Origin of the sequence: Variovorax sp. SRS16, from assembly GCF_901827165.1 — a bacterium.
In the GTDB taxonomy this organism is placed as follows: Bacteria; Pseudomonadota; Gammaproteobacteria; order Burkholderiales; family Burkholderiaceae_C; genus Variovorax.
On sequence record NZ_LR594666.1, the window covers coordinates 2,272,089 to 2,297,236 of the forward strand.

26 protein-coding genes are annotated in these 25,148 nt (G+C 68.1%); 18 read left to right on the forward strand and 8 right to left on the reverse strand.

Annotation, left to right across the window (positions count from 1 at the left end; translation table 11 throughout):
- Nucleotides 1–26: 26 nt before the first annotated feature.
- On the forward strand, nucleotides 27–896 hold the full coding sequence (locus E5P2_RS10990) for a dienelactone hydrolase family protein (protein ID WP_232080660.1): 870 nt from the start codon (nucleotides 27–29) through the stop codon (nucleotides 894–896).
- Nucleotides 889–1,905, forward strand: coding sequence for a 2-dehydropantoate 2-reductase (locus tag E5P2_RS10995; protein WP_162567112.1), 1,017 nt, complete (start codon nucleotides 889–891; stop codon nucleotides 1,903–1,905). Before E5P2_RS10990 ends, E5P2_RS10995 begins: the two co-directional genes overlap by 8 nt.
- Nucleotides 1,906–1,959: 54 nt before the next feature.
- On the opposite strand, the gene E5P2_RS11000 is transcribed toward E5P2_RS10995, so the two are convergent.
- The 4 genes from E5P2_RS11000 to E5P2_RS11015 all read right to left on the reverse strand — a co-directional run bounded on the left by E5P2_RS11000 (nucleotide 1,960) and on the right by E5P2_RS11015 (nucleotide 5,221).
- Nucleotides 1,960–2,646 (reverse strand): GntR family transcriptional regulator, encoded by a 687-nt coding sequence (locus E5P2_RS11000; RefSeq protein ID WP_162567113.1) that lies wholly within the window; start codon nucleotides 2,644–2,646, stop codon nucleotides 1,960–1,962.
- Nucleotides 2,647–2,749: 103 nt separating this feature from the next.
- A complete protein-coding gene (locus tag E5P2_RS11005) occupies nucleotides 2,750–3,565 on the reverse strand; it encodes an alpha/beta fold hydrolase (RefSeq protein WP_162567114.1) in 816 nt (271 codons plus the stop codon).
- Entirely contained in the window at nucleotides 3,555–4,142 is a 588-nt protein-coding gene (locus tag E5P2_RS11010; RefSeq protein WP_162567115.1) for an amino acid synthesis family protein, read from the reverse strand. Before E5P2_RS11010 ends, E5P2_RS11005 begins: the two co-directional genes overlap by 11 nt.
- A 62-nt stretch (nucleotides 4,143–4,204) precedes the next feature.
- Nucleotides 4,205–5,221, reverse strand: a complete 1,017-nt coding sequence (locus E5P2_RS11015; RefSeq protein WP_232080661.1) for a Bug family tripartite tricarboxylate transporter substrate binding protein — start codon at nucleotides 5,219–5,221, stop codon at nucleotides 4,205–4,207.
- Nucleotides 5,222–5,358: 137 nt separating this feature from the next.
- Between E5P2_RS11015 and E5P2_RS11020 the strand changes: the two genes are divergently transcribed.
- Nucleotides 5,359–6,612: a D-amino acid dehydrogenase gene (locus E5P2_RS11020; RefSeq protein ID WP_162567116.1), complete on the forward strand. Its 1,254-nt coding sequence runs from the start codon at nucleotides 5,359–5,361 to the stop codon at nucleotides 6,610–6,612.
- A gap of 19 nt (nucleotides 6,613–6,631) precedes the next feature.
- Here E5P2_RS11020 and E5P2_RS11025 read toward each other — a convergent pair whose 3' ends face one another.
- Both E5P2_RS11025 and E5P2_RS11030 read right to left on the reverse strand, forming a co-directional pair.
- Entirely contained in the window at nucleotides 6,632–7,372 is a 741-nt protein-coding gene (locus tag E5P2_RS11025; RefSeq protein WP_162570446.1) for an ABC transporter substrate-binding protein, read from the reverse strand.
- Between the two features lie 89 nt (nucleotides 7,373–7,461).
- The gene (locus E5P2_RS11030) at nucleotides 7,462–7,884 is read right to left on the reverse strand and encodes a hypothetical protein (protein WP_162567117.1); all 423 of its coding nucleotides are present in this window, start codon (nucleotides 7,882–7,884) and stop codon (nucleotides 7,462–7,464) included.
- Between the two features lie 160 nt (nucleotides 7,885–8,044).
- Between E5P2_RS11030 and E5P2_RS11035 the strand changes: the two genes are divergently transcribed.
- From E5P2_RS11035 to E5P2_RS11105, 15 genes are all read left to right on the forward strand, one after another.
- A complete protein-coding gene (locus E5P2_RS11035; RefSeq protein WP_162567118.1) occupies nucleotides 8,045–8,860 on the forward strand; it encodes an SDR family oxidoreductase in 816 nt (271 codons plus the stop codon).
- Nucleotides 8,861–8,883: 23 nt separating this feature from the next.
- The gene (locus E5P2_RS11040) at nucleotides 8,884–9,426 is read left to right on the forward strand and encodes a cupin domain-containing protein (protein WP_162567119.1); all 543 of its coding nucleotides are present in this window, start codon (nucleotides 8,884–8,886) and stop codon (nucleotides 9,424–9,426) included.
- Nucleotides 9,427–9,434: 8 nt separating this feature from the next.
- Nucleotides 9,435–10,298 carry an alpha/beta fold hydrolase gene (locus tag E5P2_RS11045; protein WP_162567120.1) on the forward strand — a complete coding sequence of 288 codons (864 nt, stop codon included), beginning with the start codon at nucleotides 9,435–9,437 and terminating at the stop codon, nucleotides 10,296–10,298.
- A gap of 32 nt (nucleotides 10,299–10,330) precedes the next feature.
- Nucleotides 10,331–11,170 carry an IclR family transcriptional regulator gene (locus E5P2_RS11050; RefSeq protein WP_162567121.1) on the forward strand — a complete coding sequence of 280 codons (840 nt, stop codon included), beginning with the start codon at nucleotides 10,331–10,333 and terminating at the stop codon, nucleotides 11,168–11,170.
- Nucleotides 11,171–11,189: 19 nt separating this feature from the next.
- The gene (locus E5P2_RS11055) at nucleotides 11,190–12,029 is read left to right on the forward strand and encodes an SDR family oxidoreductase (RefSeq protein WP_162567122.1); all 840 of its coding nucleotides are present in this window, start codon (nucleotides 11,190–11,192) and stop codon (nucleotides 12,027–12,029) included.
- Complete coding sequence (locus E5P2_RS11060; RefSeq protein ID WP_162567123.1) at nucleotides 12,022–13,722, forward strand: thiamine pyrophosphate-binding protein; 1,701 nt, start codon at nucleotides 12,022–12,024, stop codon at nucleotides 13,720–13,722. Before E5P2_RS11055 ends, E5P2_RS11060 begins: the two co-directional genes overlap by 8 nt.
- A gap of 14 nt (nucleotides 13,723–13,736) precedes the next feature.
- Entirely contained in the window at nucleotides 13,737–14,543 is an 807-nt protein-coding gene (locus E5P2_RS11065; protein WP_162567124.1) for an aspartate dehydrogenase, read from the forward strand.
- 13 nt (nucleotides 14,544–14,556) lie between these two features.
- Nucleotides 14,557–16,035 (forward strand): aldehyde dehydrogenase, encoded by a 1,479-nt coding sequence (locus tag E5P2_RS11070; protein WP_162567125.1) that lies wholly within the window; start codon nucleotides 14,557–14,559, stop codon nucleotides 16,033–16,035.
- A gap of 108 nt (nucleotides 16,036–16,143) precedes the next feature.
- Entirely contained in the window at nucleotides 16,144–17,115 is a 972-nt protein-coding gene (locus E5P2_RS11075; protein WP_162567126.1) for a VOC family protein, read from the forward strand.
- A gap of 143 nt (nucleotides 17,116–17,258) precedes the next feature.
- Complete coding sequence (locus tag E5P2_RS11080) at nucleotides 17,259–18,191, forward strand: Bug family tripartite tricarboxylate transporter substrate binding protein (RefSeq protein ID WP_232080662.1); 933 nt, start codon at nucleotides 17,259–17,261, stop codon at nucleotides 18,189–18,191.
- Between the two features lie 109 nt (nucleotides 18,192–18,300).
- Nucleotides 18,301–18,531, forward strand: a complete 231-nt coding sequence (locus tag E5P2_RS11085; protein WP_197908490.1) for a recombinase-like helix-turn-helix domain-containing protein — start codon at nucleotides 18,301–18,303, stop codon at nucleotides 18,529–18,531.
- 43 nt (nucleotides 18,532–18,574) lie between these two features.
- Nucleotides 18,575–19,585, forward strand: a complete 1,011-nt coding sequence (locus E5P2_RS11090) for an aromatic ring-hydroxylating oxygenase subunit alpha (RefSeq protein ID WP_162567129.1) — start codon at nucleotides 18,575–18,577, stop codon at nucleotides 19,583–19,585.
- A 19-nt stretch (nucleotides 19,586–19,604) separates the two neighbouring features.
- The gene (locus tag E5P2_RS11095; RefSeq protein ID WP_162567130.1) at nucleotides 19,605–20,573 is read left to right on the forward strand and encodes a PDR/VanB family oxidoreductase; all 969 of its coding nucleotides are present in this window, start codon (nucleotides 19,605–19,607) and stop codon (nucleotides 20,571–20,573) included.
- A 23-nt stretch (nucleotides 20,574–20,596) separates the two neighbouring features.
- Complete coding sequence (locus tag E5P2_RS11100) at nucleotides 20,597–21,703, forward strand: porin (RefSeq protein WP_162567131.1); 1,107 nt, start codon at nucleotides 20,597–20,599, stop codon at nucleotides 21,701–21,703.
- Between the two features lie 33 nt (nucleotides 21,704–21,736).
- Entirely contained in the window at nucleotides 21,737–23,032 is a 1,296-nt protein-coding gene (locus tag E5P2_RS11105) for an MFS transporter (RefSeq protein ID WP_162567132.1), read from the forward strand.
- A gap of 39 nt (nucleotides 23,033–23,071) precedes the next feature.
- Here E5P2_RS11105 and E5P2_RS11110 read toward each other — a convergent pair whose 3' ends face one another.
- Both E5P2_RS11110 and E5P2_RS11115 read right to left on the reverse strand, forming a co-directional pair.
- A complete protein-coding gene (locus E5P2_RS11110; RefSeq protein ID WP_162567133.1) occupies nucleotides 23,072–23,839 on the reverse strand; it encodes a class II aldolase/adducin family protein in 768 nt (255 codons plus the stop codon).
- Nucleotides 23,840–23,913: 74 nt separating this feature from the next.
- Nucleotides 23,914–25,074, reverse strand: a complete 1,161-nt coding sequence (locus E5P2_RS11115; RefSeq protein ID WP_162567134.1) for an ABC transporter substrate-binding protein — start codon at nucleotides 25,072–25,074, stop codon at nucleotides 23,914–23,916.
- Nucleotides 25,075–25,148 lie beyond the last annotated feature (74 nt).

Genomic DNA, 25,148 nt, shown 5'->3' on the forward strand with positions numbered 1-25,148 from the left:
CGTCGATGTCTACGCGGTGTGCATGGATGAATCGGAGGCCGCGCCCATTCGGCGTGCTGCTTGCTTCACTCGCCTCCCTCGTTTTCTGCGGCGCCGTCGCGGCCTACCCTGCGCAAGCCGTGAGCTTCGATGGCCGGGATGGCCTGCGGCTCAGCGGCTGGCTGATGCTGCCGGCAACGCCGCCGCAAGGCACCGTCATCGCATTGCACGGCTGCGGCGGGCTCTACGCCACGGCGGGATCGCGCAAGGGCGAGCTCAATGCGCGCCATCAGGCCATGGGTGACATGCTCGTCGACCAGGGTTATGCAGTGTTGTTTCCCGACAGCTTCACATCACGCGGCGTGCATGAGATCTGCACGCAGCGCTTCGGAGCGCGGGCGCTCGGCCAGACGGAGCGGCGCCGTGACGTGCTGGCATCGCTGGATTGGGTCGCGGCGCAGCCGTGGGCCGATGCGCGCAAGGTGGCATTGCTGGGCTGGTCGCACGGTGGCAGCGCGGTGCTGGCGGCCACCGACGCGACGCGGCGCGACGTGATGGCCGAGCCGCTTCGCTTCGCCACCGCGATCGCTTTCTATCCGGGCTGTTCGGCGGCGCTGAAGTCGGGCTATCGCCCCGACACGCGGCTCACCGTGATGATCGGTGCCGACGACGACTGGACACCGGCCGCTCCCTGCATCGAGCTCGGCAAGGCCGTGGATGCGGAGGTCGTCGTCTATCCGGACAGCTTCCACGATTTCGACAATCCCGTAGGCCAGGTGCGGCTGCGCGCCGACGTGCCCAATGGCGTCCATCCGGGTCAGGGCGTGCACGCCGGTGCCAATCCGGCCGCGCGTGCACAGGCCTACGAGCGCGTGCGCGCGCTGCTGCGACAGGCATTCGATCGGCCCCATGTCTGACGCCGTCCCCGTCGACATCCTCGTGATGGGCGCCGGCACCATCGGCTGCTTCGTCGGCGGCAGCCTGCTGGCGGCGGGCGTGCGCGTCGCTTTCATCGGACGACCCCGCGTGCTGGATGCGCTGGCCGCGCAGGGTCTCACGGTGAGCGATCTCGACGGCGCGCGGCACCACGTCCCGGCCGATCGGCTGCTGCTTGCGGACGGCGTGCCAGCGGGACTGCGGCCGGCCTTGGTGCTGCTGGCCGTCAAGAGCGGCGCGACCGCCGAAGCTGCGGCCGAGCTCGCATCGGTGCTGCCGGCGGGCACGCTGGTCGTGTCGTTGCAGAACGGCATCTCGAACGCGGCGATCGCCGCCGAGGCCGCGCCCGGCCTGCGCGTGCTGCCGGCGATGGTGCCGTACAACGTGGCGGAGATCGGGCCCGGCGCCTTTCATCGCGGCACCGTCGGCCGCCTGGCGGTGCAGGCCGATCCGGCGCTCGCGCCGTGGACCGCGGTGTTCGAGCGCGCCGGCGTTCCGCTCGACCAGCATGCGGACCTGCGGCCGATCCAGTGGGGCAAGCTGCTGCTCAATCTCAACAACCCGGTCAATGCGCTGTCGGGCCTGCCGCTGCGCGACGAGCTGCTGCAGCGCGGCTACCGGCGCTGCCTCGCCGCACTGATGGACGAGGCGCTCGATGCCTTGCGGCGCGCGGGCATCGAGCCGGCACAGCTCGGCGCCGTGCCGGCGCACCGCATGCCGTCCATCCTGCGGCTGCCGACGCCATTGTTCAAGCTGGTCGCCGCGCGCATGCTGCGCATCGATGCCAAGGCGCGCTCCAGCATGGCGGACGACCTCGCACTCGGCCGGCGCACCGAGATCGATGCCTTCTGCGGCGAGGTCGCGCGGCTCGCCGAGGCGCATGGCGGTGCGGCCCCGCGCAATGCGAAGATGGTCGAGTTGCTGGAAGCCTGGCCCGAGCGCGGCGAGCGATGGCCGGCATCGCAACTGCTCTCTGCGATGGGTTTGTAGACGACGGCTTCACGTCGGAGAGGGCGACCATTCGCTGCCTGCCCCTCGCGCATGTCAGGGGCCGGCTTCGCGCAGGCGCTCGGCGGCGATTTGCGCCACGCGGCGCACGTGGTCCTGCGACGCTTCCTGCGCGGCCTGCGGGTCGCGCTTCTGCAGCGCTTCGACGATGCGGCTCATCTCGGCCGACGCTTCCTTCCTGCGTCCGCTGGCGCTGATGGTCAGGGCACGCAGCCGGTTGATCCGCGCGTTGAGCGACTGCACCACTTCCCACGCCATGGCCAGGCCGGCTTCCTTGAAGAGCGCTTCGTAGAACGCCGTGGTGCGCACCATGACTTCATGGAGGTCGCCCTTGCGGAATGCCGCCTGGGTGGCGGCGTTCAGGGTCACCAGCCGCTTGATGGCCGCCGGGCTGCCCTTCTCGGCGCAAGTGCGGGCGGCGTGTCCTTCAAGCAGGGCGCGGATCTCGTAGATCTGTGCGGCCTGGTCTGCCGTCAGGGTGGCCACGACCGGACCCTGCTGCGAGCCGGATTCGACCAGTCCCTCGGTCTCCAGGTGGCGCAGCACTTCCCGCACGATGGAACGACTGACGTCGAGCTGCTCGCACAGCGTGCGCTCGACCAGCCGCTCGCCGGGCTTGAAGCGCCCATTGCAGATGGCGTCCCGCATCTTCTCCAGCGTCAGCTCACGCAGCGTTTTCGCGCTGCGGTCGACTTTCAGAGAATCAGCGGGAGACGCAGCCATGGAGAAAGCCTCGAAAAAGAAGATTGCCGGGCCACGAGTATTTCACGTCCAGAGAGTCATTCAGACGGACTGTGCGGGTCGCTCTTGCATCGATAGCCCGGCTTCATCCGATGCGGGGACGGGCGAGCCAGCGGGCGAAGCTCTGGTTGACCGCATCGGGCGTCGTGACGTTCATCATGTGCCGCGCGCCCGCGATGACCTCGACGGTCGAACAGGGCGCTTCGCCACCCATGGCCAGCGACATCTCGGGCGTGGAGTTCGCGTCGTGCTCGCCGGTCAGGAACAGCGTGGGCATCGACAGGTGTTGCAGCCGGCCGGCATGCGCCTCGTCGGACGACGCGAACAGGCCATAGGTGTGGGCGTAGCCGGCGGGCTGAACGTTCTGCAGGTAGCTGCCGACCTCATGGGCCATCGCCTGCAGCGCGGCTGGGACCGGATCTCCGAACCAGCGGGCCATGGTCGATCCGAGGGTGGCCTGGACACCGGTGTGCTGCAGCATTGCGGCGCGGTCCTGCACCGCCGTGCGCTGCTCGGGCGTGCGCCGGAAGACGGCATTCAGCGCCGCCACGCGCAGGGCGCGCGCGGGGTGGCGCAGCGCGAATTCGAGTACGACCAGGGCGCCCATCGAATGGCCGGCCACGTTGGCCGCGGCGATGCCCAGGTGATCGAGCAGCGCTTCGAGCTGCGCCGCATAGTCGGCCAGCGTCGCGCCTGGCGGCGGCAGGCGGCTGGCGCCGTGGCCGAGCATGTCATACACCACCACCTGGTGCTTGCGTGCCAGGGCGGCGATCTGAGGCGCCCACACGCCGTGCTGCATGCCGACGCCGTGCACGAGAACCAGAGGCTCGCCGCCGCCGGCAACGGCAAAGGCCGTGCCATCCGGTGTGAGAGAAACTTCCGTGCCGCGCTCAGGCGTCATTGCTGCCCAGCTCCTTGAGGTCCTGATAGCGGTCGCCGATGCGATGGTGCGGGCGGCCACCGATCGAGGCACCCAGTGCCACCACGATCTCGTCCGGCGCCGGCGCGTCGTTGATGGCGAACTGCAGCGTCAGGTAGTGGGAGCGCATGCCTTCGTCGTGCTTGTGCATCATGGGGATGGCGATCGAGCAGTTCGGGCCACCGCGGACGTTGGTGAAACTCAGGTAGCTCTTGGCACCCACCGCCTTGCGGTAGAAGTTGCCGAAGCGCAGCGTGTGGATCAGCGCCGAGGCGTGCTCCACCTCTCCGGCCGTGCCGACCACGGCGGCTTTCCCGTAGCCTTCGACCGCTTCTCCGGAGCCAACCCGCTGCAGGATGGTCTCGGTGAGCAATTCGCCGAGCACGGGGGCGATCGTCCGGATCTCCGGCTGAAGGTCTTCCACGAAGCCACGGCCAGCCCACGGATTGGCCAGCACGGCAGCCACACCGAAGAGCGTCAGCGGCCGTTGTGCGGCCTTGCCACCCTCGATGCGGGATTCCTCGGTATAGGTGACGATCTTGCGAATACCTGCGTCCATGCGAACTCCTTGTTGGACTGTGTGTGATGGGATATCGAATTCTTCGGACGGCCGTCGGAAGATCACTCGACGGTGATGTTTGCAGCCTTCACGACGGCACGGTACTTTTCCTGCTCGGTGGCCATGAACTTGCGCAGACTCTCGCCCGACTCGCCGGACACGCTGATGCCTTGATCGGCCAGCTTCTTGCGCAAGCTCGGATCGGCCAGGACCTGCTGGGCTGCCGCCTGGATCTTCTGGGCAATGTCCTTCGGTGTCTTTGCCGGCACGAACAGTCCGAACCAGACGTTGAGGTCGAAGCCCGCCAGGCCCGGCTGCTTGCCCATGGCAGGGATGCCGGGTGCCAGTTCCGAGGGTTCGGCGCCGGTGGTGGCCAGTGCCTTCACGCTGCCCGCCTTGATGTAGGCGTTCGCGGCGCTCAAGGTGGAAATCGCCAGATCGATCTGGCCGCCCAGCAGATCGGTCAGCGCGGGTGCCGCGCCCCGGTAGGGGATGTGGGTCATGGACACGCCGGCACGCATCTTCAACAGTTCACCGGCGACATTCATCGGCGTGCCATTGCCGGCCGAACCGTAGCTGAGCGTGCCGGGCTTGGCGCGCAGGAGTTGCAGCAGTTCCGGCACGGTGCTGGCCTGCAGCGTCGGCTTGCCGAGCAGCACCATCGGGCCGGTGCCAACGAAGATGACGGGTGCGAGATCCTTGGTCGCGTCGTAGGTCAGGCGCGGATTGATCAGCTTGTTGATCAGGATCTCGGATCCCGAGCCGAGCAGTACCGTGTAGCCGTCCGGCGCGGCGCGCACAGCCCGCTGGGTGCCGACAACGCCGCCGGCGCCGCCTACGTTCTCGATCACGACCGGCTGGCCGAGTTTTTCCGACAGCAGCGGAGACATGTTGCGCGCAATGATGTCGGAGCTGCCGCCCGGTGCAAAAGGCACCACGAGCGTGACCGGCTTGTCGGGGTAGGCCGCCTGGGCTGGCAAGGCGATCCCTCCCAGGCACGCCGCGAGAGAGAGCATGGCGACAGGGCGGCGGTTGGGGCGGGCGTGGATAAGGCTTCTCAGCGCCAGAAGCATGTTCATGGTTCTACCTCCGATGTGATTTTGATCATATGGTATACCATCATACAGTCAGAATGCGGCTGTGAGTGATGCGTGACCTCCGGTTACGGACACGTGCCATGCGCTCTAATCTGTACCCTCGATAGGAGAAGGTCGACATGCACGTTCTGATCCTCGGCAGCGGCGTGATCGGCACCACGGTCGCGTACTACCTCGCGCAGGCCGGCCACGAGGTCACGGTGATCGACCGCCAGCCCGCGCCCGCGCTCGAAACCAGCTATGCCAATGCCGGCGAGGTGTCGCCCGGCTACTCCGCGCCATGGGCCGGGCCCGGCGTGCCGCTGAAGGCGATCAAGTGGCTGCTGATGCAACACAGTCCGCTGGTCATCAAGCCGATGCTCGATCCGGCGATGTGGCGCTGGGGACTCTCGATGCTGTGCAACTGCACGCAGGCGCGCTACGAGATCAACAAGGGCCGCATGGTGCGCCTGGCCGAGTACAGCCGCGATTGCCTGAAGCAGCTGCGCGCCGACACCGGCATCCGCTACGACGAGCGCGCGCTGGGCACGCTGCAGCTCTTTCGCACGCAGAAGCAGTTCGAGGGCAGCGCGAAGGACATCCGGATCCTGGAGGCCTATCGCGTGCCTCATCAATTGCTCGACCGCGATGGCTGCATCGAATACGAACCTGCGCTCGCCGCGGTCAGGCACAAGTTCGTCGGCGGCCTGCGCCTGCCGGGCGACGAGACCGGCGACTGCTTCAAGTTCACCCAGGCTTTGGCGCGGCTGGCCGAGGCCGCGGGCGTGCGCTTCCGCTTCGGCATCGCCATCACCGACATCGGACACGACGCGAGCGGCGTGACGGCCGTCCACACCGATGCGGGGCCGGTCCATGCCGACCGCTACGTGGTGGCGCTGGGCAGCTACTCGCCGCAGCTGATGCGGCCGCTGGGCATCCGGCTGCCGGTCTATCCGGTCAAGGGTTTCTCGATCACGCTGCCGATCGGCGATGCGGCGGGCGCGCCCGAATCCACCGTGATGGACGAAACTTTCAAGGTCGCGGTCACGCGCCTGGGCGAGCGCATCCGGGTCGGCGGCACGGCGCAGCTCTCGGGCTACGACCTGGCGCTGGACGATCGCCGGCGCGACACGCTGGAGCACGTGGTCACGGATCTGTTCCCGCAGGGCGGCAGCGTGAAGGGCGCCGAGTTCTGGACCGGCCTGCGCCCGATGACACCCGACGGCACGCCCATCCTCGGCACCACGCCGATCGCCAGGCTGCTGCTGGCCACCGGCCACGGCACGCTGGGCTGGACGATGGCGGCCGGCACCGGCCGCGTGATGGCCGACCTGATCGGCGGCCGGCGCCCCGAGATCGACATGGAAGGCCTGGGCGTCGCGCGCTACGCCTGAAGCGTGCGCGGCGCGCGCCTCAGGCGGCCGGCGCGACGATCGCGCCTTCGATGCGATGGCGCTTCAGCGCATCGGCCACGAAGCCGCTTGCCTTCATCTCCTCGACGAAGGCCGACAGCGCTGCGGCCGCCTCGTCGCCGCGCGAGGCCGGCGTACCCATCGCCTGCTGGATCACCATGAAACGGCCCGGCAGCAGGCGAAGCCCACCGAGGCGCCTGGCATCAGCCTCCAGTTGCTGCTTGACGCCGGCGGCGACGTCGGCGTTCTCGGCGATGAAGGCATCGACCACCGCCGGCGAGGTCGGTGCGCGCAGCAACTGCGCGGCCTTGATCTCGCGCGTCAGGTAGAGGTCGTAGGCGCTGCCCTTGCCGACCATCACACGCCGCCCGGCGCGGTCGACTTCCGCGTTGTCCTGGAGCGGCGAATCCTGGCGCACGAGATAGGCGCCTTCGATCAGCACGTAGGGCGCGGTGAAGCGGATGCCTTCGCCGCGCAGCGGGTCGATCGCGAAGAAGCCGATGTCGGCCTGCTCGGCCTTCACTGCGTCGACCGACTTGCCGGCCGACTCGAACACCACGAACTCGATGCCGACGCCGAGCCGATCGGCGAAGGCGCGTGCCAGATCGATCGACGCGCCGGCCGGCTCGCCGGTGGCCGCGTCCTTGCGCGCCAGGATCGGATTGCCGAGGTTGATGGAGGCGCGCAGCTTGCCGCTGGGCGTGAAGGCGGAGACGACGGGCGGGCGGATCGATGGTTTCATGGCGATGCAGGCGGTGGTCAGGAGTGCTGCGGCGGGCAGCGATGCGAGCAGGCGTCGGCGGGTGAGGCGCTCGCGCATGGTGTCGGCGCTCAATCGCGCCAGGTGCCATGTTCACGCAGCAGGGTCTTCGTGCCACGCGTCATGACCAACCAGCCGTCCTGGCCGACGAAGTAGTTCGCGTCGCCGTCCTGGAATTGCCAGCCCCTCGGATCGCAGGGCGCGTTGCCGCGCGGGCAGGGGCCTTGCCCCGGCTTGCCGACCAGGTTGAGGCGACTGCGATTCCGATTGTGCGTGCCCGCATAGGCGAATTGTTCGCAATCGGTCACGCGCTCGCCGCACATCGGCGTGATCTCGACCGTGTAGGTCCGGGTTTCGAGCGTGGCCGCGTGCAGCGGCGCCATGGCGATCAGCGGCAGAACGGCAGCGGCGAGTCGCTTCATGTCGACCTCCAGGGAAAGCGATGGCCGCCAGTGTATGACGCGACGCGCGCTGCCGGCGGCGTCGGCGAACACGGTGCGTAGCGACCGCCTGGCTGCTGCGCGTGACTAGGGTTATCCCCTATTTTTGGAACAAGGTCGGCCACTTATCCTTCGCTGGCCGTTCCATTAATAAATCATTGTTTTATTAGTGAAACAAACCAACGATGAAACACCCCATGAGCATCGCCCGATCATGACCGACATCAAAGCCATTCCAGATCCCGACAGCCTGCAGGCGCTGCTCGCCGAACTGCCGGCGAATCTGCTGGCCGGCCGCCGCGTGCTGGTGACCGGCGCGGCTCGCGGCCTCGGGCTGGCCTTCGCGAAATGCATTGCGGCGAGCGGCGCGGCCGTGGTATTGGCCGACATCCTCGGCGACCTGGCGCAGACAGAGGCGCAGGCGCTGCGCGATGCAGGCCGGCAAGCGCAGGCACTGACCGTCGATCTGTCCGACCCGTCATCGATCGATGCCTGCGCCGCTGCGGCCCGCCGCGCGCTCGGCGGCCTCGACGGTCTGGTCAACAACGCTGCCATCACCAACTCGGGCGGCCGCGACGCGCATGCACTCGAGATCGACATGTGGGATCGCGTGATGGATGTCAACGTGCGCGGCACCTGGCTCATGAGCCGCGCCTGCCAGCCTGCGCTGGCGCAGGGCGGCCGCGGCGCCATCGTCAACCTCGCGTCCGACACGGCACTGTGGGGCGCGCCCAACCTGCTGGCCTATGCGTCGAGCAAGGGCGCGGTCATCTCGATGACGCGCTCGCTGTCGCGTGAATGGGGCGGCGACGGCATCACGGTCAATGCCGTGGCGCCCGGCCTCACGCTGGTGGAAGCCACCGAATACGTGCCCATGGCGCGGCACCAGAAATACCTCGAAGGCCGCGCCATCCCGCGCGAGCAGCAGGCGGTCGACGTCTGCGGCGCGGTCCTGTTTGCCCTGTCCGGCCTGTCGCGTTTCGTGACCGGCCAGTTGCTCGCCGTCAACGGCGGCTTCGTGATGCACTGATTTTTCGACCAAGGAGAACCCTGATGAGCGATCTGTCCGAACAACAAAACATCGACGAAGCGCCGAGCTGGGCGCGCCCCGAAGGCGCCAGCCTCGACGCGTGGATGAACACCCGCATCGCGCGCTATTCGACGCGCAAGTACGATTGGAACGCGCTCAAGTTCCAGGCCGACCACGACCCCAAGTTCCGCCGCGCGCAGATGCGCTACATGGGCACCGGGGGCACCGGCGTCGCCGCCGACATGAACACCGTCCCGGCCGAGAACTTCACCTTCTCGACCATGGTGATCCCGGCCGGCCACGAAGGACCGCCGCACCTGCACACCGATGTGGAAGAAGTGTTCTTCCTGATCCGCGGCAAGCTCAAGGTCGTCATCGAGAAGGACGGCGAGCGCTTCGAGACCATCATGACCGACCGCGACCTGATCTCGGTCCCGCCGGGCGTGTACCGCGAGGAGATCAACATCGGCGACGAAGATGCTCTGATGTGCGTGATGCTCGGTTCCAAGAAGCCGGTGACGCCGACGTATCCGGCCGACCACCCGCTCGCAAAAATCAAGCGCTGAGCACCGCGATGAGCGACGCCGCCATGATCTCCGCGCTGCCGCCGTCCGAAGTGGCACGCCTCGACGCGCGTTTTCCGGCGCGCCGTGTGCCGGTGCGTGGCGGCGTGGTTTCCGTGCGCGCGTGCGGTGCCGGCCCGGTGATCGTGTGTCTGCACGGCATCGGTTCGGGCGCGGCCTCGTGGCTCGACACGGCGTTGCTGCTCGAGCCGCATGCGCACCTGATCGCATGGGACGCGCCGGGCTACGGCGAATCCACGCCGGTGGTGCCCGAAGTGCCGATGGCGGCGGACTATGCCGAGCGGCTGCATGCCTTGCTCGACGCGATGGACATCGAATCCTGCGTGCTGGTCGGACATTCGCTCGGCGCGCTCACCGCGGCTTTCGCGGCGCGCGCGGGTTCGCCGCTGGCCGCGCGTATCGAGCGGCTGGTGCTCATCAGCCCGGCCGGTGGCTATGGCGCACCCGCCCGTGCGCAGGCCCGCCAGCGCGTCCGCACGGAACGGCTCGACACGCTGGCCAGGCTCGGCGTCGCCGGCATGGCCACGCAACGCTCGGGCCGCCTGGTATCGGACAACGCGAGCGAACTGGCCCGCCAATGGGTGCGCTGGAACATGGCGCGCCTGAACGACCACGGCTACCGCCAGGCCGTCGAACTGCTGTGCGGCGGCGACCTGCAGGCCGACCTGCCGCCCGCCATGCCCGTCCGCGTGGCCTGCGGCGCGCTCGATGTCGTCACGACGCCTGCCGCCTGCGAAGAGGTGGCGATCCGATGCGGCGTCGCGCTCGAACTGCTGGACGGCGCGGGGCATGCCAGCTACGTGGAGCAGCCGGAGACCGTCGCCGCGATGTTGCGCTACGTGCTCGCGTCCTGAACCGAACAACGAACAACAGAAATCAGCAACCTATGACCACCCTTGGCAATGACGTGATGGAAGAAGGCGCGGACCGCTACAACGTTCCGGCGCTCGAGCGCGGCCTGCGCGTGCTGTGCGAGTTCAGCCGCGAGAACCGCACGCTGTCCGCGCCCGAACTCGCGCGCCGCTTCGATCTGCCGCGCTCGACCGTGTTCCGCCTGCTCACGACGCTGGAAAGCATGGGCTTCCTGGAGCGCGCCGAAGGCGGCCGCGACTACCGGCTCGGCCTGGCGGTGCTGCGCCTCGGCTTCGAATACCTGGCCTCGCTGGAGCTCACGCAGCTCGGCACGCCGCTGCTGCAGCGCCTGTGCGAAGAGCTGCGCACGCCGTGCAACCTGGTGGTGCGCGACGGCCGCTCGATCGTCTACGTCGCCAAGGTCGCACCGCCCACGCCATTCGCCAGCTCGGTCACCGTCGGCACGCGGCTGCCCGCACACGCCACGGTGCTCGGCCGCATCCTGCTCGAAGACCTGAGCCTGCCGCAGCTGCGCGCGCTCTATCCCGAAGACAAGCTCGAGACCTTCTCGCCGAGTACGCCGAAGACGGTCAACGAACTGTTCGACATGGTCCAGAGCGACCGCGATCGCGGCTACGTGCTGGGCGAAGGCTTCTTCGAATCGAACATCTCCAGCATCGCCGCGCCGGTGCGCGACCACAGCGGCCACATCGTGGCGGCGCTGGGCGCGACCATCACCTCGGGCCACATCGAGGAAGCCCGCATGGACGAGATGGTGCAGCGTGTGCGCGAGACGGCCGACGCCATCTCGGGCCTGTTGAACTATTCGCCGGCGGCCAAGGTGGTTGCGTTGCGCGGCGGCCATCGCGCCTGAAGGGCCGCGGATCATCATCATGACGGCGCCCACCATTTCCGCTTCCTTCTTTTCGCCCCACGCGTTCGCCGGCCGCGTGGCGGTGGTGACGGGCGGTTCCTCCGGCATCGGCCTGGCAACGGTCGAGCAGCTGCTGGACTGCGGCGCGGCGGTCGCGCTGTGCGGCCGCAATGCCGAGCGGCTCGAAAGCGCCGTGGCCGGTTTGCGCGCATCGCGTCCGCAAGCCAGGCTCTTCGCCCGCACCTGCGACGTGCTCGATGCTGCCGCCGTGCGGAGCTTCGCGGCCGAGAGCGAAGCGGCGCTCGGGCCGGCCTCCATGCTCATCAACAACGCCGGCCAGGGCCGCGTATCGACCTTCGCCGACACCGAGGACAAGGCCTGGACCGATGAGCTGCACCTGAAGTTCTTCTCGGTGATCCATCCCACGCGGGCCTTCCTGCCGCAACTGGCCGCGCAGCGCGTCGTGCTCGGCGACGCTTCGATCGTCTGCGCCAACTCGCTGCTCGCGCGCCAGCCCGAGCCGCACATGGTCGCGACCTCGGCCGCGCGCGCCGGCCTGCTCAACCTCGTGCGCTCCATGGCCACCGAGTTCGCACCGCAGGGCGTGCGCGTCAACGGCATCCTCATCGGCCTCGTCGAATCCGGCCAGTGGCGCCGCCGCTTCGAGGCGCGCGACGACAAATCGCTGGACTGGGCCGCCTGGAGCGGCCAGCTCGCGAAGAGCAAACACATTCCGCTCGGCCGCCTGGGACTTCCGGTCGAAGCCGCGCGCGCCATTCTTTTCCTTGCTTCGCCCCTCGCTTCCTACACGACGGGTGCCCACATCGACATCTCCGGAGGCCATTCCCGCCATGCATAACCCCACCCACACCGTGACCGTCGGCGCCGTCGTCGCGGCCTTTCTCGAACAATGCGGCGTGAAGGCTGCGTTCGGCGTGATCTCCATCCACAACATGCCGATCCTGGATGCCTTCGCGCAGCGTGGCGCGATCCGCTTCATCTCGGCGCGCGGCGAGGCCGGCGCGGGCAACATGGCGGACGCCTATGCGCGCTCCACCGCGAGCCTGGGCGTGTGCGTCACCAGCACCGGCCCGGCCGCCGGCAACATCGCCGGCAGCATGGTCGAGGCCCTGACGGCCGGCGCGCCGCTGCTGCACATCACGGGCCAGATCGAGACGCCCTACATCGACAAGGGCATGTCGTACATCCACGAGGCGCCCGACCAGCTCACGATGCTCAAGGCCATCTCCAAGGCCGCCTTCCGCGTGCGCAGCGTAGAGACCGTGCTCGGCACGCTCAAGCGCGCGGTGCAGATCGCGATGACCGCGCCCACTGGCCCGGTCAGCATCGAGATCCCGATCGACATCCAGTCTGCGCTCACGACGATGCCGGCCGACCTCTCGCCGCTGCCTGTCGAGGCTGCCGTGCCCTCGAAGGCGGCGCTCGACGCGCTGGCCAGGAGTCTTTCGGCCGCCAGGCGCCCGATGCTGTGGGTCGGCGGCGGTGCGCGCCATGCGGGTGCGGCGATCAGGCGCCTGCAGAAGCTCGGCTTCGGCGTCGTCACCACCACGCAGGGCCGCGGCATCGTGCCGGAAGACGATGCCGGCTCGCTGGGCGCCTACAACATCCAGAAGCCCGTCGAAGACCTCTACCAGACCTGCGACGCGATGCTGGTGGTGGGCTCGCGCCTGCGCGGCAACGAAACGCTCAAGTACGAGCTGAAGCTGCCGCGCCCGCTCTACCGCATCGACGCCGACGCTGCCGTCGAAGGCCGCTGCTACGCCAGCGACGCCTTCGTCTGCGGCGACGCCGGCCTCGCGCTTGAAGGCCTGGCCGACCGCCTCGAAGCCATCCAGTACAGGGCCGATCCGAAGCTGCTGGCCGACCTGCGCGCCGCGCACGACCAGGCCGTGGCCACGCTGCGGGACGGACTCGGCCCCTATGCCGAGCTCGTGCGCCAGATCCAGGCCGTGGCCGGCCGCAATTTCAACTGGGTGCGCGACGTCACCGTGTCCAACAGCACCTGGGGCAACCGCGAACTGCGCGTCTTCGAACCCAGCGCCGGCGTGCACGCCACCGGCGGCGGCATCGGGCAGGGCATGCCGATGGCCATCGGTGCCGCCATCGGCGCGGTGGTGACCGGCTCGGGCCGCAAGACCTTCTGCCTGGCCGGTGACGGCGGCTTCATCCTCAACCTGGGCGAGCTGGCCTGCATGGTGCAGGAGCGGGCGCCCATGGTCATCGTGCTGATGAACGACAAGAGCTACGGTGTCATCAAGAACATCCAGGACGCGCAGTACGGCGGCCGCCGTTGCTATGCCGATCTGCACACGCCCGACTACGAGCTGCTGTGCAAGTCGCTCGCGCTGCCGCACGCCTGCGTGAAGAGCCTGGACGAACTGCCGGCGCGGCTTGACGCGGCGATGGCCGCCGACGGCCCCTTCCTGCTGGAAATCGACATGCTGTCGATCGGCGGCTTCAAGAGCGCGTTCGCGGGCCCACCGACCAACAAGATCACGCAGATCCCCTCGCTCAGCGCGGTGGGCAAGTGAACGAGGCCATGCGCATGCCCGTGCTACGCATCGCACTCCTCGGCTGCGGCGCCATCGGCAGCGCCGCGCTCGAACTGCTGCGCGACGACGCGGCCCTGTCGGTCGCGGCCATCGTGGTGCCGGTCGATGCCTTCGAGGCGGCGCGGGCTGTCGCCGAGCGCTTTGCGCCCGGCGCGCAGATCGTGTCGTCCGTGCCCGTCCAGGGCATCGACCTCGTGATCGAAGCCGCCGGCCATGCGGCGATCGAAGCACACGTCCTGCCGGCGCTGCAGCGCGGCATGCCGTGCATCGTGGCTTCGGTGGGCGCACTCTCGGCGCAAGGACTCGCCGAGCAGCTCGAAGCCGCAGCCAAAGCCGGCAATACGCAGGTGCAACTGATCGCCGGCGCGATCGGCGCCATCGACGCGCTGGCCGCGGCCCGCGTCGGCGGACTCGACAGCGTGCGCTACACGGGCCGCAAGCCGCCGCACGCCTGGAAGGGCACGCCGGCAGAGCAGGGCTGCGATCTCGCCGGATTGAAAGGTGAAACGGTGATCTTCGAAGGCAGTGCCCGCAAGGCCGCTTCGCTCTACCCGAAGAACGCCAACGTCGCGGCGACGGTATCGCTGGCCGGCCTCGGCCTCGACCGCACGCACGTGCGCCTGATCGCCGACCCGGCCGTCACCGACAACGTCCACACGGTCGAGGCCGAAGGCGCCTTCGGCAGCTTTGAACTGACCATGCGCAACAAGCCGCTGGCTGCCAATCCCAAGACTTCCGCGCTGACCGTCTACAGCGCCGTGCGCGCGTTGCGCAACCGCGTCGCGGCGCTGTCGATCTGAAGCGAGACACCCCATGATTTCCTCCGAACTGCTCCCCATCAACGTGGCCGGCGAATGGCGCCTCGGCGGCGGCGAGGCCTACGAGAGCCTCTACCCGGCGACCGGCGAACCCGTCGCGCGCCTGCGGGCTGCGAGCCTGGCCGATGTGGAAGAAGCCATCACCCGCGCGCACCATGCGTTCCTCACCAGTGGTTGGGCACAGAAGCTGCCGCACGAGCGCGCCGCCGTGCTGCATCGCGTGGCCCATCTGATCCGTGCCGAGTCCGAGACGCTGGCGCAGAAGCAGCGCCTGGACAACGGCAAGCCCATCAACGAGACGCGCGCGCTGGTCGCAAGCGCCGCCGCCACCTTCCAGTTCTTCGCCGCCGCGCTGGAGACGCTGGAAGAAACCATCACGCCTTCGCGTGGCGCCTTCGTGACGATGAGCGTGCATGAGCCCATGGGCGTGGTCGCCGCGATCACGCCGTGGAACTCGCCCATCGCGAGCGAAGCGCAGAAGCTCGCGCCCGCGCTCGCCGCCGGCAACGCGGTGGTGGTCAAGCCCGCCGAGGTCACGCCGGTGATGGCACTCGAACTCGCCCGCATCTGCGAAGAGGGTGGCGTGCCCAAGGGCATCGTCAGCGTGCTGCCGGGCAAGGGCGCGGTCATCGGTGACGCGATCACCCGGCATCCGCTGGTCAAGCGCGTGTCCTTCACCGGCGGCACCACCACCGGCAAGCACATCGCGCACATCGCAGCGGACAAGATGATGCCGGTGTCGCTCGAACTCGGCGGCAAGTCGCCGACGATGGTGCTCGAAGACGCCGATCTGGACCATGCGGTCAACGGCGTGCTCTACGGCATCTTCAGCTCGTCGGGCGAATCGTGCATCGCGGGCTCGCGGCTGTTCGTCGCGCGTTCGATCTACGACGAATTCCTGACCCGGTTGGCCGAAGGCGCCAACGCGCTGCGCGTGGGCGATCCGGCCTCGGAGCGCACACAGATGGGCCCGCTGATCACTGCACGCCATCGCGAAGGCATCGAGCGCTACGTCGAACTCGGCGTGTCCGAAGGCGGCCGCATCCGCACCGGCGGCGTGCGCCCGCACGGAGATGGCCTCGATCGCGGCTACTTCTACACGCCCACGATCCTCGAGGGGCTGACCAACAACGCGCGCATCAGCCAGGAAGAAATCTTCGGGCCGGTGCTCGTCGCGATGCCTTTCGACAACGAGGAGGAGCTGATCGCGCAGGCCAACGACAGCGTCTACGCGCTGGCAGCCGGCGTGTGGAGCCGCGACTTCAAGCGCGCCTGGCGCCTGGGCCGCGCGGTGCAGGCCGGCACGGTCTGGGTCAACACCTACAAGCAGTTCTCCGTTTCGACGCCTTTCGGCGGCTGGCGCGACAGCGGCCTCGGCCGCGAGAAGGGCCGCGAAGGCATCTTCCAGTACATGGAGCAGAAGAGCATGTACTGGGGCACGAACGAACAACCACTCCCTTGGGCAGAAGCATGAGCACCCCCAGGCTTGCCCACTTCGTGTGGCCGCACACCTCCTCAAGGCGGCAGCACCAGCGGCCCGGCGAAGCCGGTTCCGCGGTATTCCTGGAATGGAGAAATTGAAATGAGTGTTTTGGGTATCGATCAGATCACTTACGGCGCGGACGATCTCGCCAGCTGCCGCACCTTCTTCCAGGACTGGGGCCTGACCCTGAAGTCCGAGGCCGCCGACGAACTCGTCTTCGAGTGCCTGAACGGCTGCCGCGTCACCGTCGCTGCGCTGGACAAGCCCGGCCTGCCGCCGGCCATCGAGGAAGGCCCCACGCTGCGCGAAGTGGTGTGGGGCGTCGAGAGCGACGCCGACCTCGACCGCTACGCCGCCGCCATCGCCAAGGACGCCGGCTTCGTCGACGGCATCGTCGAGGGCGCGCGCCGCATCGGCTGCACCGACCCCAACGGGCTGGCCGTGCGCCTGCAGGTCAGCCGCAAGCACGCCGTCGACATCGACTGCGGCGCGATGAACACCTGGAATGCCAAGCCGCGCATCAACCAGGCCGCACCGATCTACGAGCGCGGCACGCCGATCGAAGTCGGCCACGTCGTCTTCTTCGTCAGCGACGTGAACGCCACCAGCGCCTTCTACATCGACCGCTTCGGCTTCGTCGCATCGGACAGCTATCCCAACCGCGGTTCGTTCATGCGCTGCGCGCCAGAGGGCGGCCATCACGACCTGTTCCTGCTGCAACTGCCCTCGGGCAAGCGCGGCATCAATCACGTGGCCTTCACCGTGCGCGACATCCATGAAGTGTTCGGCGGCGGCCTGCACTTCTCGCGCCGCGGCTGGGAAACGCAGCTCGGCCCGGGACGGCATCCGGTGTCGTCGGCGTACTTCTGGTACTTCAAGAATCCGGCCGGCGGCCTGATCGAGTACTACGCCGACGAAGACCAGCTCACCGCCGAATGGCAGCCGCGCGAGTTCGAGCCGGGTCCGACCGTGTTCGCCGAATGGGCGGTCGATGGCGGACTCGACGGCAATACCCGCCGTCAGAAAAACGTCGAAGGCCCCCAGGGCAAATTCCTCACTGAAAAGAAATGAAAAAATTCACTACCCCCAGTCTTCGCGCACTTCGTGTCGCTGCGCCAACCCCCTGGAAGGGGGCCACACCAGCGGCCCGGCAAAGCCGGTTCCGCGGTGTTTTCCGAACGGGCATCGCCGCGCTTGCCGCTGTGCTTTGCTGCGTGCCTGCTTTCGCGCAGATCGACGCGCACAAGCAACTCGCGAGCAATCGCTTCACGATCATCTCGCCGTTCCCGCCCGGCGGCCCAGTCGACACGTTGGCGCGCATCCTGTCGGAGGGCCTCGGCAAGCGCTATGGCCAGGCGGCGGTGGTGGAGAACGATGCAGGTGCGGCCGGCAACATCGGCATGGACAAGGTCAAGCGCGCCAAGGGCGACGGTCACACGCTGCTGGTGATCCCGGCGGGCAACCTCACGATCAACCCGACCCTGATGCCGAACTTCCCGTTCAACATCGAGAAGGACTTCGTGCCGGTCACGATGCTTGCGAAGGCACCGAACGTGCTGGTGGCCTCGACGGCGTCGGGCATCAAGAGCGCGAAGGACCTCGTCGCGATGGCCAAGGCCAAGCCGAACACGCTGTCGTACGCCTCGCCGGGCGTGGGCAGCGGTCTGCATCTGGCGGGCGAGCTGTTCAAGCAACAGGCCGGCGTCGACCTGCTGCACGTGCCGTACAAGGGCACGGGGCCGGCGCTCAACGACGTGCTCGGCGGCGTGGTGCCACTGATGTTCAGCAACCTGCCCGCGACGCTGCCCTTCATCAAGAGCGGCAAGCTGGTCGCGCTCGGCGTGACCGAAGCCAGGCGCACGCCGGTCGCGCCCGAGATCCCGACGCTCGCCGAGCAGGGCATCCAGGGTGTGAACGTGACCTCGTGGTACGGCCTGCTGGCACCGGCAGGCACGCCGCCGGCCGTCGTCGAGCAACTCGCGAAGGACGCGGCCGAGATCCTGGCCAAGCCCGATGTGCGCGAGCGCCTGCAGACGCAGGGCATGACCAGCGCCGCCATGAAGCCGGCCGAGTTCGCCGCCGCCATGCGCGACGAGACGGCGGTGTGGGCCAGGATCATCAAGGCCCGCAACATCGTCGCCGAATAACTCGAAGAACAAGGGGACCTCCATGCCGGCATGCGAATCCACCGCCGGCATCGAGCGCGTCCTCAACGGCGGCCAGTGAGGCCCATACCGAAACCAACCTTTCCCCCCGATGGAGCGAACCATGACTGACCGTTACCTCGAACCGCACCAGGCGCGCACGCGCACCCCCACCACCTACGAGGACCTGCTCGGCGATGCGATCGAGCGGGCCTACGCGACCGGCATCCACGACCTGGCCGGCCTGGTGGAAGCCCTCAACCGCAGCGGCCTGACAAGCCCCAGCGGCCAGCTCTGGACCGAGGCCATCTACCGCGAAGAGATCGCCGCCCTGGGCGTCTGATCCGTCACGACATCACTTTCTTCCCTTCTCGAGAGGAGCCCTCATGACTACCACCCACAGTGACCCGGTCGACCAACTGCTGGAGATCGGCCTCAAGGATCTCTGGTATCCGATCTGCCCGTCCAGCCTCATCAAGGAATCGCCGGTCTCGCTGCGCCGCCTCGGCCGCAAGTTCGCCTTCTGGCGCGACCACGCCGGCAAGCTGCACGCGCTGGAAGACCGATGCCCGCACCGCGGCGCGCCGCTGTCGCAGGGCGTGATCCTCGGCGACCGGCTGTCCTGCCCGTACCACGGCGTCGAAGTGCGCTGCGACGGCGTGGTCACGCGCGTGCCCGGCAGCCCCGGCTGCAAGCTCGAAGGCGCGCAGGCCACGCGCTTCTTCCACGTGGAAGAGAAGGCCGGCGCGGTGTGGCTCTACAACGGCAAGGAATCGGTCGAGACGCCGCCGCCGCTGGTGCTGCCCGAGCAGCTGACCAACGACGAGGAATACTCGTCCTTCCTCTGCTATACGGAATGGAAGGGCGACTATCGCTACGTGCTGGACAACGTGATGGACCCGATGCACGGCACCTTCCTGCACAAGCAGTCGCACTCGATGGCCGAGGGCGATTCGACCGCCAAGTTCGGCGTTCGCCAGACCGACACCGGCTTCGTGTTCGAGAAGGAAGGTCAGCGCAACGTCAACTTCGACTGGACCGAGTGGGCCGACACCGGCCTGCACTGGATGCGGCTGGAGATTCCCTACCCGAAGACCGGCGGCCCCGGCGGCAACTTCATCATCATCGGCAGCTACACGCCGATCTCGCCGACGCTGTCGTGCGCCTTCCACTGGCGCGTGCGCAAGCTGCCGAAGGGCTGGGAGCGCGACACCTGGCGCTTCCTCTACAAGAACCGGCTCGAAGCGCGGCACTGGCGCGTGCTGGAGCAGGACCGCGTGCTGATCGAGAACATGGAGCCGGACGCGAACCAGCACGAGTCGCTCTACCAGCACGACGTAGGCGTGGTGCGCCTGCGGCGCCATCTGCGCGGCCTTGCACAAGCTCAGGTCGGCTGACCTGAAGAGGCATCGAGCCATGTCTTCTCCCACGCTGAACGCGCTGGTGCACACCATGCGCCACGAGGCCGACGGCATCGTCAGCGTCGAGTTCCGTCCGGCTTCGTCCGAGGTGGACTTTCCCGCTTTCGAGGCTGGATCGCACATCGATATTCACCTGCCCAACGGCCTGGTGCGCAGCTATTCGCTGTGCAATCCCTCGACCGATCGCCAGCGCTACGTGGTCGGCGTGCTCAACGACCGCAAGAGCCGCGGCGGCTCGCGCTACATGCATCAGCAGTTGCGCGTGGGCATGACGCTGCCGATCTCGGCGCCGCGCAACAACTTCAAGCTGGAAGAGGGCGCCGAGCGCTCCGTGCTGGTGGCCGGCGGCATCGGCGTGACGCCCATCTGGTGCATGCTGCAGCGCCTGGTGGCGATCGGCAAGCCGGTGGAAATGCTCTACTGCGCGCGCACCCGCAAGGAGGCCGCCTTCTGCGAAGCGATCGCCGCACTGGCTGCCGAAAAAGGCGTGCAGCTGACCTGGCATTTCGACGAAGAGAAGGGCGGTCCGCCCGACCTCGCGGCGCTGCTGGCCGGCAAGGGCGCCGACAGCCACTACTACTGCTGCGGCCCCACGCCGATGCTCGACGGCTTCGAGAAGACCTGCGCGGAGCTCGGCTATGTTCACGTCCACATCGAGCGCTTCGCCGCGGCGCATGCCGAGGTGCCGAGCGCGACGGAGAGCTACGTGGTGGAGTGCGCGAAGAGCGGCAGGACGATCGAGATCCGGCCCGGCAAGTCGATCCTCGACAGCCTGATCGATGCCGGGCTCGACCCCGACCACAGTTGCAAGGAAGGCGTGTGCGGCGCCTGCGAAACCAGGGTGCTGGCCGGCGAGGTCGAACACCACGACGGCATCCTCAGCCCGCTCGAACGTGCGGCCAACAAGACCATGATGATCTGCGTTTCGGGATGCAGGCGCGGTCCGCTGGTGCTCGACATCTAGATCCCAGGCTCCCGAAAGACAACATGAAGAGATCTCTTGTGGCCGTGGCCGCGTGCACGGCCGCGACCTGGGCCTGCGCGCAATCGTCGGTGACGGTGTTCGGTGTCGTCGATGCCGACATCACCCACACCACTGGCGATGGCCCCACTTCGACCAGCAAATGGCAGTTGGGCAACAGCGGCAACAGCTTCAGCCGCCTCGGCTTTCGCGGCACCGAAGACCTGGGCGGCGGCCTGTCGGCCGGCTTCTGGCTCGAGGCCGGGCTGCAGAACGACACCGGCCTCGGCCTGCCGTCGAATTCCAACAACCAGACGAGCGGTGCGGGGACGCCCAACGCCATCAGCTTCAACCGCCGCTCGACGGTCAGCCTGTCCGGCGGCTTCGGCGAGCTGCGCCTCGGGCGCGACTACGTACCCACCTTCTGGAGCACCGCGCTGTTCGATCCCTTCGGCACCGGCGGCGGCATCGGCGCCAACCAGCTCTACTTCTCCGGGTTCGGTGGCCTCGCCGCGCCCACCGGCACGCGGGCATCGAACAGCGTCGGCTACTTCCTGCCGCCCAATCTCGGCGGCTTCTATGGCCAGGCCATGGTCGCAACGGGCGAGAACGCTTCGAACTCGGTGCTGCCCGGGCCGCTGCCGATCCCCAACAGGTCGGACGGCAACTACATCGGCTTGCGCGTGGGCTATCTCAACGGTCCGCTGAACGTGGCGTTCGCCACCGGCCGGACGCGCTATGCCACGGGCGACCTGCACGTCGCGAACCTGGCCGCTTCCTACACCTTCGAGACACTGATGAGTCTCAAGCTGATGGGCGAGTACTACACCGAGTCGCTGGGCGCGGTGGACGGCAAGGGCGCGTTGCTGGGCCTGAACCTGCCGGTCGGCGTCGGCGAGATCAAGGCCTCGTATGCGTTCTACCGGCGCGAACCCGCGGGCCCGGTGCCGAAGCCGACCACCTCCAAGTTCGCGCTCGGTTATGTGCACAACCTGTCCAGGCGCACCGCCCTCTACGCGACCGTGGCGATCATCGCCAACCACAACGGCGCGACGCAGGCGCTGTCGGGATCCACCACCGAACCGAATCGCCGCTCCACCGGCACCGAGTTCGGCATTCGCCACGCGTTCTAGCGCGCGGTCCCATCCATTTCAAGGAGTCGAGCAATGCAAGCCAGAGCGTTTCGTTGGTATGGCGTCATCACCCTGTTCGTGATCGTCGCCATCTCCTATGTCGACCGCATCAACATCGCGGTGCTGATCACCGACCCGGCCTTCCTCGCGCATGCGGGCATTGCGCGGGCCGACCGTGTCAGCCAGGGGCTGCTGGCCACCGCCTTCATGGTCGGCTACGGCGTGTCGGCCTTCGTGTTGACGCCGTTCTGCGCGGCGCTGTTCGGCGTGCGCAGAAGCCTGATCTACGGGCTGGTGCTGTGGGGCGTGGTGACGTTCATGACACCGTGGTTCCAGGGCTATGGCCTGCTGCTGGCCTCGCGCGCGCTGCTCGGCGTGGCCGAAGGCCCGTTGTTCTCGCTGGCCTCCTCGTTCATCAAGGCGCATTTCGAGAGCCGCGAGAACGGCAAGCCGAATTCCTTCGTCAACATGGGGACCGGCCTCGGCCTCGCGCTCGGCTACCCGCTGGTCGGCTACCTGCTCGCGAGCTTTCAATGGGAGGCTTCCTTCCAGGCGCTCGGCGTGCTGAACATCGCGCTCGGCATTCCGCTGGTGTTCGCCTTCGTCCGCATGCCCAAGGGCTATCTGGCCAGCGCCAAGCCGAGTTCCTTCGGTGACGCGATGAAGCGGGTGGCCGACAACGCGAAGGGCGGCCTGCAGACGCGCCACGTGGTGCTGGTGACCGTGCTGACCTCGGCCTTCCTGGCCTATCTGTGGGGCGGCAGCAATTGGCTGCCGGCCTACCTGAAGGAAGCACGCGGCTTCTCGCTCAGGGAGATGGGCTGGCTGGCCTCGCTGCCGCAGTACGCGACCGTGCTGGCCGTGCTGATCGGCGGCGTGATCATCGACCGGATCGACCGGCAGCGGATTCCCTTCATCTTCATGGCCGGGAGCATCGGCGTGGCGCTGTCGGTGTTGCTGGCCATCAATGCCCAGGACCGCTATCTGGCGGCTTACAGCCTGATCGCCGCCAACTTCTTCTGGGGCCTGCAAAGCCCAGCCATTCCGAGCACGGTGCAGAACTGCTCGCGCCCCGAGCACACGGCCAGCGCCTTCGGCGTCGTCAACGGCACGGGCAGCCTTGTCGCGGGATTCATGCCGGCGCTGATGGGCAGCGTGATCAGCATGGTGTCGGCCGGCCCGGGCGCTTCGGGCGGGGCGGCGGCGGGCTTCTTCGCGGGGTTCGCGCTCCTGATCGGCACGCAGCTGGTGGTGTTCGCGTGCGGCGGCGTGCTGTGGCTGCGCGAGCGCAAGGCCGACGGACTCGGCATGACCGCGCATGCCGCCTGAGCCGCAGCGAGCCGCGACCCGGCCCGCGAGCGGCGTCGGTCAGTCCTTGTAGCCCGGGTCCAGCCGGTCCAGCTTGCGGATCAGCGAAGGCCAGACGAAGGCGCCGCCGAGGCCGCCGGTCTGCACCTTCATCGCCAGGCCCACGCCTTCGACGATCTTCGGATTCACCTGCGTCAGTTCGCCGCCGCCGGCCTGCGCCGCGATCTGGATCTGGCAGGTGTTTTCGAAGGTGTACATCGAGAGGAAGGCATCGGCGATGGTCTTGCCGACGGTGAGCAGACCATGGTTGCGCAGCATGAGGAAATTGGCCTCGCCCATGTCGGCCTGCAGGCGCGGCTTCTCGTCGTCGCGGAAGGCCACGCCTTCGTAGTCGTGGTAGGCCAGCGAGGCCAGCACGAAGGTCGACTGCTGGCTGATCGGCAGCACGCCGTTCTTCTGCGCGCTGACAGCGATGCCGGCGCGCGTGTGGGTGTGCAGCACGCATTGCACGTCCTCGCGCGCCGCATGCACCGCGCTGTGGATCACGAAGCCGGCCGGATTGACGGGGTAGGGCGAGTCGATCACCTTGTTGCAATCCTTGTCGACCTTGATCAGGCTCGACGCGGTGATCTCGTCGAACATCAGGCCATAAGGGTTGATCAGGAAGTGATGCTCGGGGCCGGGCACGCGTGCGCTGATGTGGGTGAAGACGAGGTCGCTCCAGCCGTACAGCGCGACCAGCCGGTAGCAGGCGGCGAGGTCGGTGCGCAGCTGCCATTCTTCGGCGCTGACGCGTTGGCGGATTTCGCTGTCGGTGCTGGCGTTCATGGCGCTGGTCTCCGGTGGGTGATGCCCTACTGTAGACCCGCGCGCCGCGGCCCGCTGTCAGGAAGTTGACACGCTCAGCGCAGCACGCGGCCGTCGGCGCTGATGCTGATGAGGTCGATGGTGCGCGCCGGATCGTGCAGGCCGGGCCGCAGGTTCATGCGAAAGCCGCCGACGTCGTAGTCGGTCATGCCGGCCATCACGCGCTGCAGGGTCGCGGGCGTGAAGCCGCGGCCGGCTCGCCGCACGGCTTCGCCGACGGCCTTGGCGGCGATGAAGCCTTCGAGGCCTTCGTAGGAAGCCGTCTGGTCGGAGTTGTCGACGGCGCCGAGGTATTCCTTGACGATCGGGATCGCCGACGACCGCGGCGATGGAACCACCTGCGAGATCACGATGCCGCCGATGTCCTTGCCCAGCGCCGCGTAGAGCGGATCGATGCCGACGATCGAGAAGGCCGTGAAGTTGCCCGCGTAGCCGCTCTTGCGCAGCTTGCGGATCACGTTGGCCGTGGTGCCCGAGAGCGACACCAGGACGATGGCCTGGGGCGACTGCCGCTGCACCGCGGCGAGCGCCGTGTCCAGCTTGTCGCCGGCCGCGGGCACCAGCGCGGTGGCCACCAGCGGACCGAGCTTGAGTTCGGTCATGGCCTGTTCGACCGCGGCGAGGCCGGCGCGCCCCATGGCATCGTCGTCGCCGACCAGCGCGATGCGCGTCTGGCCGACGGTCGCGCACTGGCGCACGATCTTGAGGGCTTCGTCGGCCATGCTGGGACGCACGTGGAAGACGTTGGTGTGGGCCGGCCCGCGCAGGCCGTCCGACGCGGCGAAGGGCGCGAACAGCACGGTGCCCTGGTCCTGCGCGATGGCCGCACCGGCATCGCTGCTCGCGGTGCCGACGAAGCCGAACAGCAGGTCCGCCTTCTGGGCGCCGAGCAGGGTGCGCGCGTTGGCGGCGGCACGCGCGGCGTCGTAGCCGTCGTCGAGCTGCACGAGCTTGAGCTGGATGCCGGGCGCCGCGTTGCTTTCGTTGAACTGGGTCGTGCAGAGGCGGCAGCCGGCCGCGAAGGCCAGCCCGATCTCGCTGGCCGCGCCGGTGAGCGGAACCGATTGCCCGAGGACCACGGTGCGCGCTGCGCCCGCCGCGGCACGGGCCGTCTGCGCGTGGCTGGCGCCAAGGCCGCCGCCCCACAGAAGCGCCGCGCCTGCGGCGCCCAGCCAATGCCGGCGTGATTGATCCATGAAATCCCCTCGCTACATCGATCGAAAAATGTAGCGTCTTCGATGCCAAAGAAGAAGGCAGTAAGTCACGTTGA

Excerpts from the sequence above, each read along its gene's own strand:
- E5P2_RS11095 (WP_162567130.1), top strand. The coding sequence starts at position 19,605 with ATGTCTTCTCCCACGCTGAACGCGCTGGTGCACACCATGCGCCACGAG.
- E5P2_RS11000 (WP_162567113.1), bottom strand. The coding sequence starts at position 2,646 with ATGGCTGCGTCTCCCGCTGATTCTCTGAAAGTCGACCGCAGCGCGAAA.
- E5P2_RS11010 (WP_162567115.1), bottom strand. The coding sequence starts at position 4,142 with ATGGACGCAGGTATTCGCAAGATCGTCACCTATACCGAGGAATCCCGC.
- E5P2_RS11090 (WP_162567129.1), top strand. The coding sequence starts at position 18,575 with ATGACTACCACCCACAGTGACCCGGTCGACCAACTGCTGGAGATCGGC.
- E5P2_RS10990 (WP_232080660.1), top strand. The coding sequence starts at position 27 with ATGAATCGGAGGCCGCGCCCATTCGGCGTGCTGCTTGCTTCACTCGCC.
- E5P2_RS11070 (WP_162567125.1), top strand. The coding sequence starts at position 14,557 with ATGATTTCCTCCGAACTGCTCCCCATCAACGTGGCCGGCGAATGGCGC.
- E5P2_RS10995 (WP_162567112.1), top strand. The coding sequence starts at position 889 with ATGTCTGACGCCGTCCCCGTCGACATCCTCGTGATGGGCGCCGGCACC.
- E5P2_RS11085 (WP_197908490.1), top strand. The coding sequence starts at position 18,301 with ATGGAGCGAACCATGACTGACCGTTACCTCGAACCGCACCAGGCGCGC.
- E5P2_RS11035 (WP_162567118.1), top strand. The coding sequence starts at position 8,045 with ATGACCGACATCAAAGCCATTCCAGATCCCGACAGCCTGCAGGCGCTG.
- E5P2_RS11065 (WP_162567124.1), top strand. The coding sequence starts at position 13,737 with ATGCCCGTGCTACGCATCGCACTCCTCGGCTGCGGCGCCATCGGCAGC.
- E5P2_RS11025 (WP_162570446.1), bottom strand. The coding sequence starts at position 7,372 with ATGAAACCATCGATCCGCCCGCCCGTCGTCTCCGCCTTCACGCCCAGC.
- E5P2_RS11050 (WP_162567121.1), top strand. The coding sequence starts at position 10,331 with ATGACCACCCTTGGCAATGACGTGATGGAAGAAGGCGCGGACCGCTAC.
- E5P2_RS11040 (WP_162567119.1), top strand. The coding sequence starts at position 8,884 with ATGAGCGATCTGTCCGAACAACAAAACATCGACGAAGCGCCGAGCTGG.
- E5P2_RS11015 (WP_232080661.1), bottom strand. The coding sequence starts at position 5,221 with ATGAACATGCTTCTGGCGCTGAGAAGCCTTATCCACGCCCGCCCCAAC.
- E5P2_RS11105 (WP_162567132.1), top strand. The coding sequence starts at position 21,737 with ATGCAAGCCAGAGCGTTTCGTTGGTATGGCGTCATCACCCTGTTCGTG.
- E5P2_RS11115 (WP_162567134.1), bottom strand. The coding sequence starts at position 25,074 with ATGGATCAATCACGCCGGCATTGGCTGGGCGCCGCAGGCGCGGCGCTT.
- E5P2_RS11055 (WP_162567122.1), top strand. The coding sequence starts at position 11,190 with ATGACGGCGCCCACCATTTCCGCTTCCTTCTTTTCGCCCCACGCGTTC.
- E5P2_RS11100 (WP_162567131.1), top strand. The coding sequence starts at position 20,597 with ATGAAGAGATCTCTTGTGGCCGTGGCCGCGTGCACGGCCGCGACCTGG.
- E5P2_RS11020 (WP_162567116.1), top strand. The coding sequence starts at position 5,359 with ATGCACGTTCTGATCCTCGGCAGCGGCGTGATCGGCACCACGGTCGCG.
- E5P2_RS11110 (WP_162567133.1), bottom strand. The coding sequence starts at position 23,839 with ATGAACGCCAGCACCGACAGCGAAATCCGCCAACGCGTCAGCGCCGAA.
- E5P2_RS11005 (WP_162567114.1), bottom strand. The coding sequence starts at position 3,565 with ATGACGCCTGAGCGCGGCACGGAAGTTTCTCTCACACCGGATGGCACG.
- E5P2_RS11045 (WP_162567120.1), top strand. The coding sequence starts at position 9,435 with ATGAGCGACGCCGCCATGATCTCCGCGCTGCCGCCGTCCGAAGTGGCA.
- E5P2_RS11075 (WP_162567126.1), top strand. The coding sequence starts at position 16,144 with ATGAGTGTTTTGGGTATCGATCAGATCACTTACGGCGCGGACGATCTC.
- E5P2_RS11060 (WP_162567123.1), top strand. The coding sequence starts at position 12,022 with ATGCATAACCCCACCCACACCGTGACCGTCGGCGCCGTCGTCGCGGCC.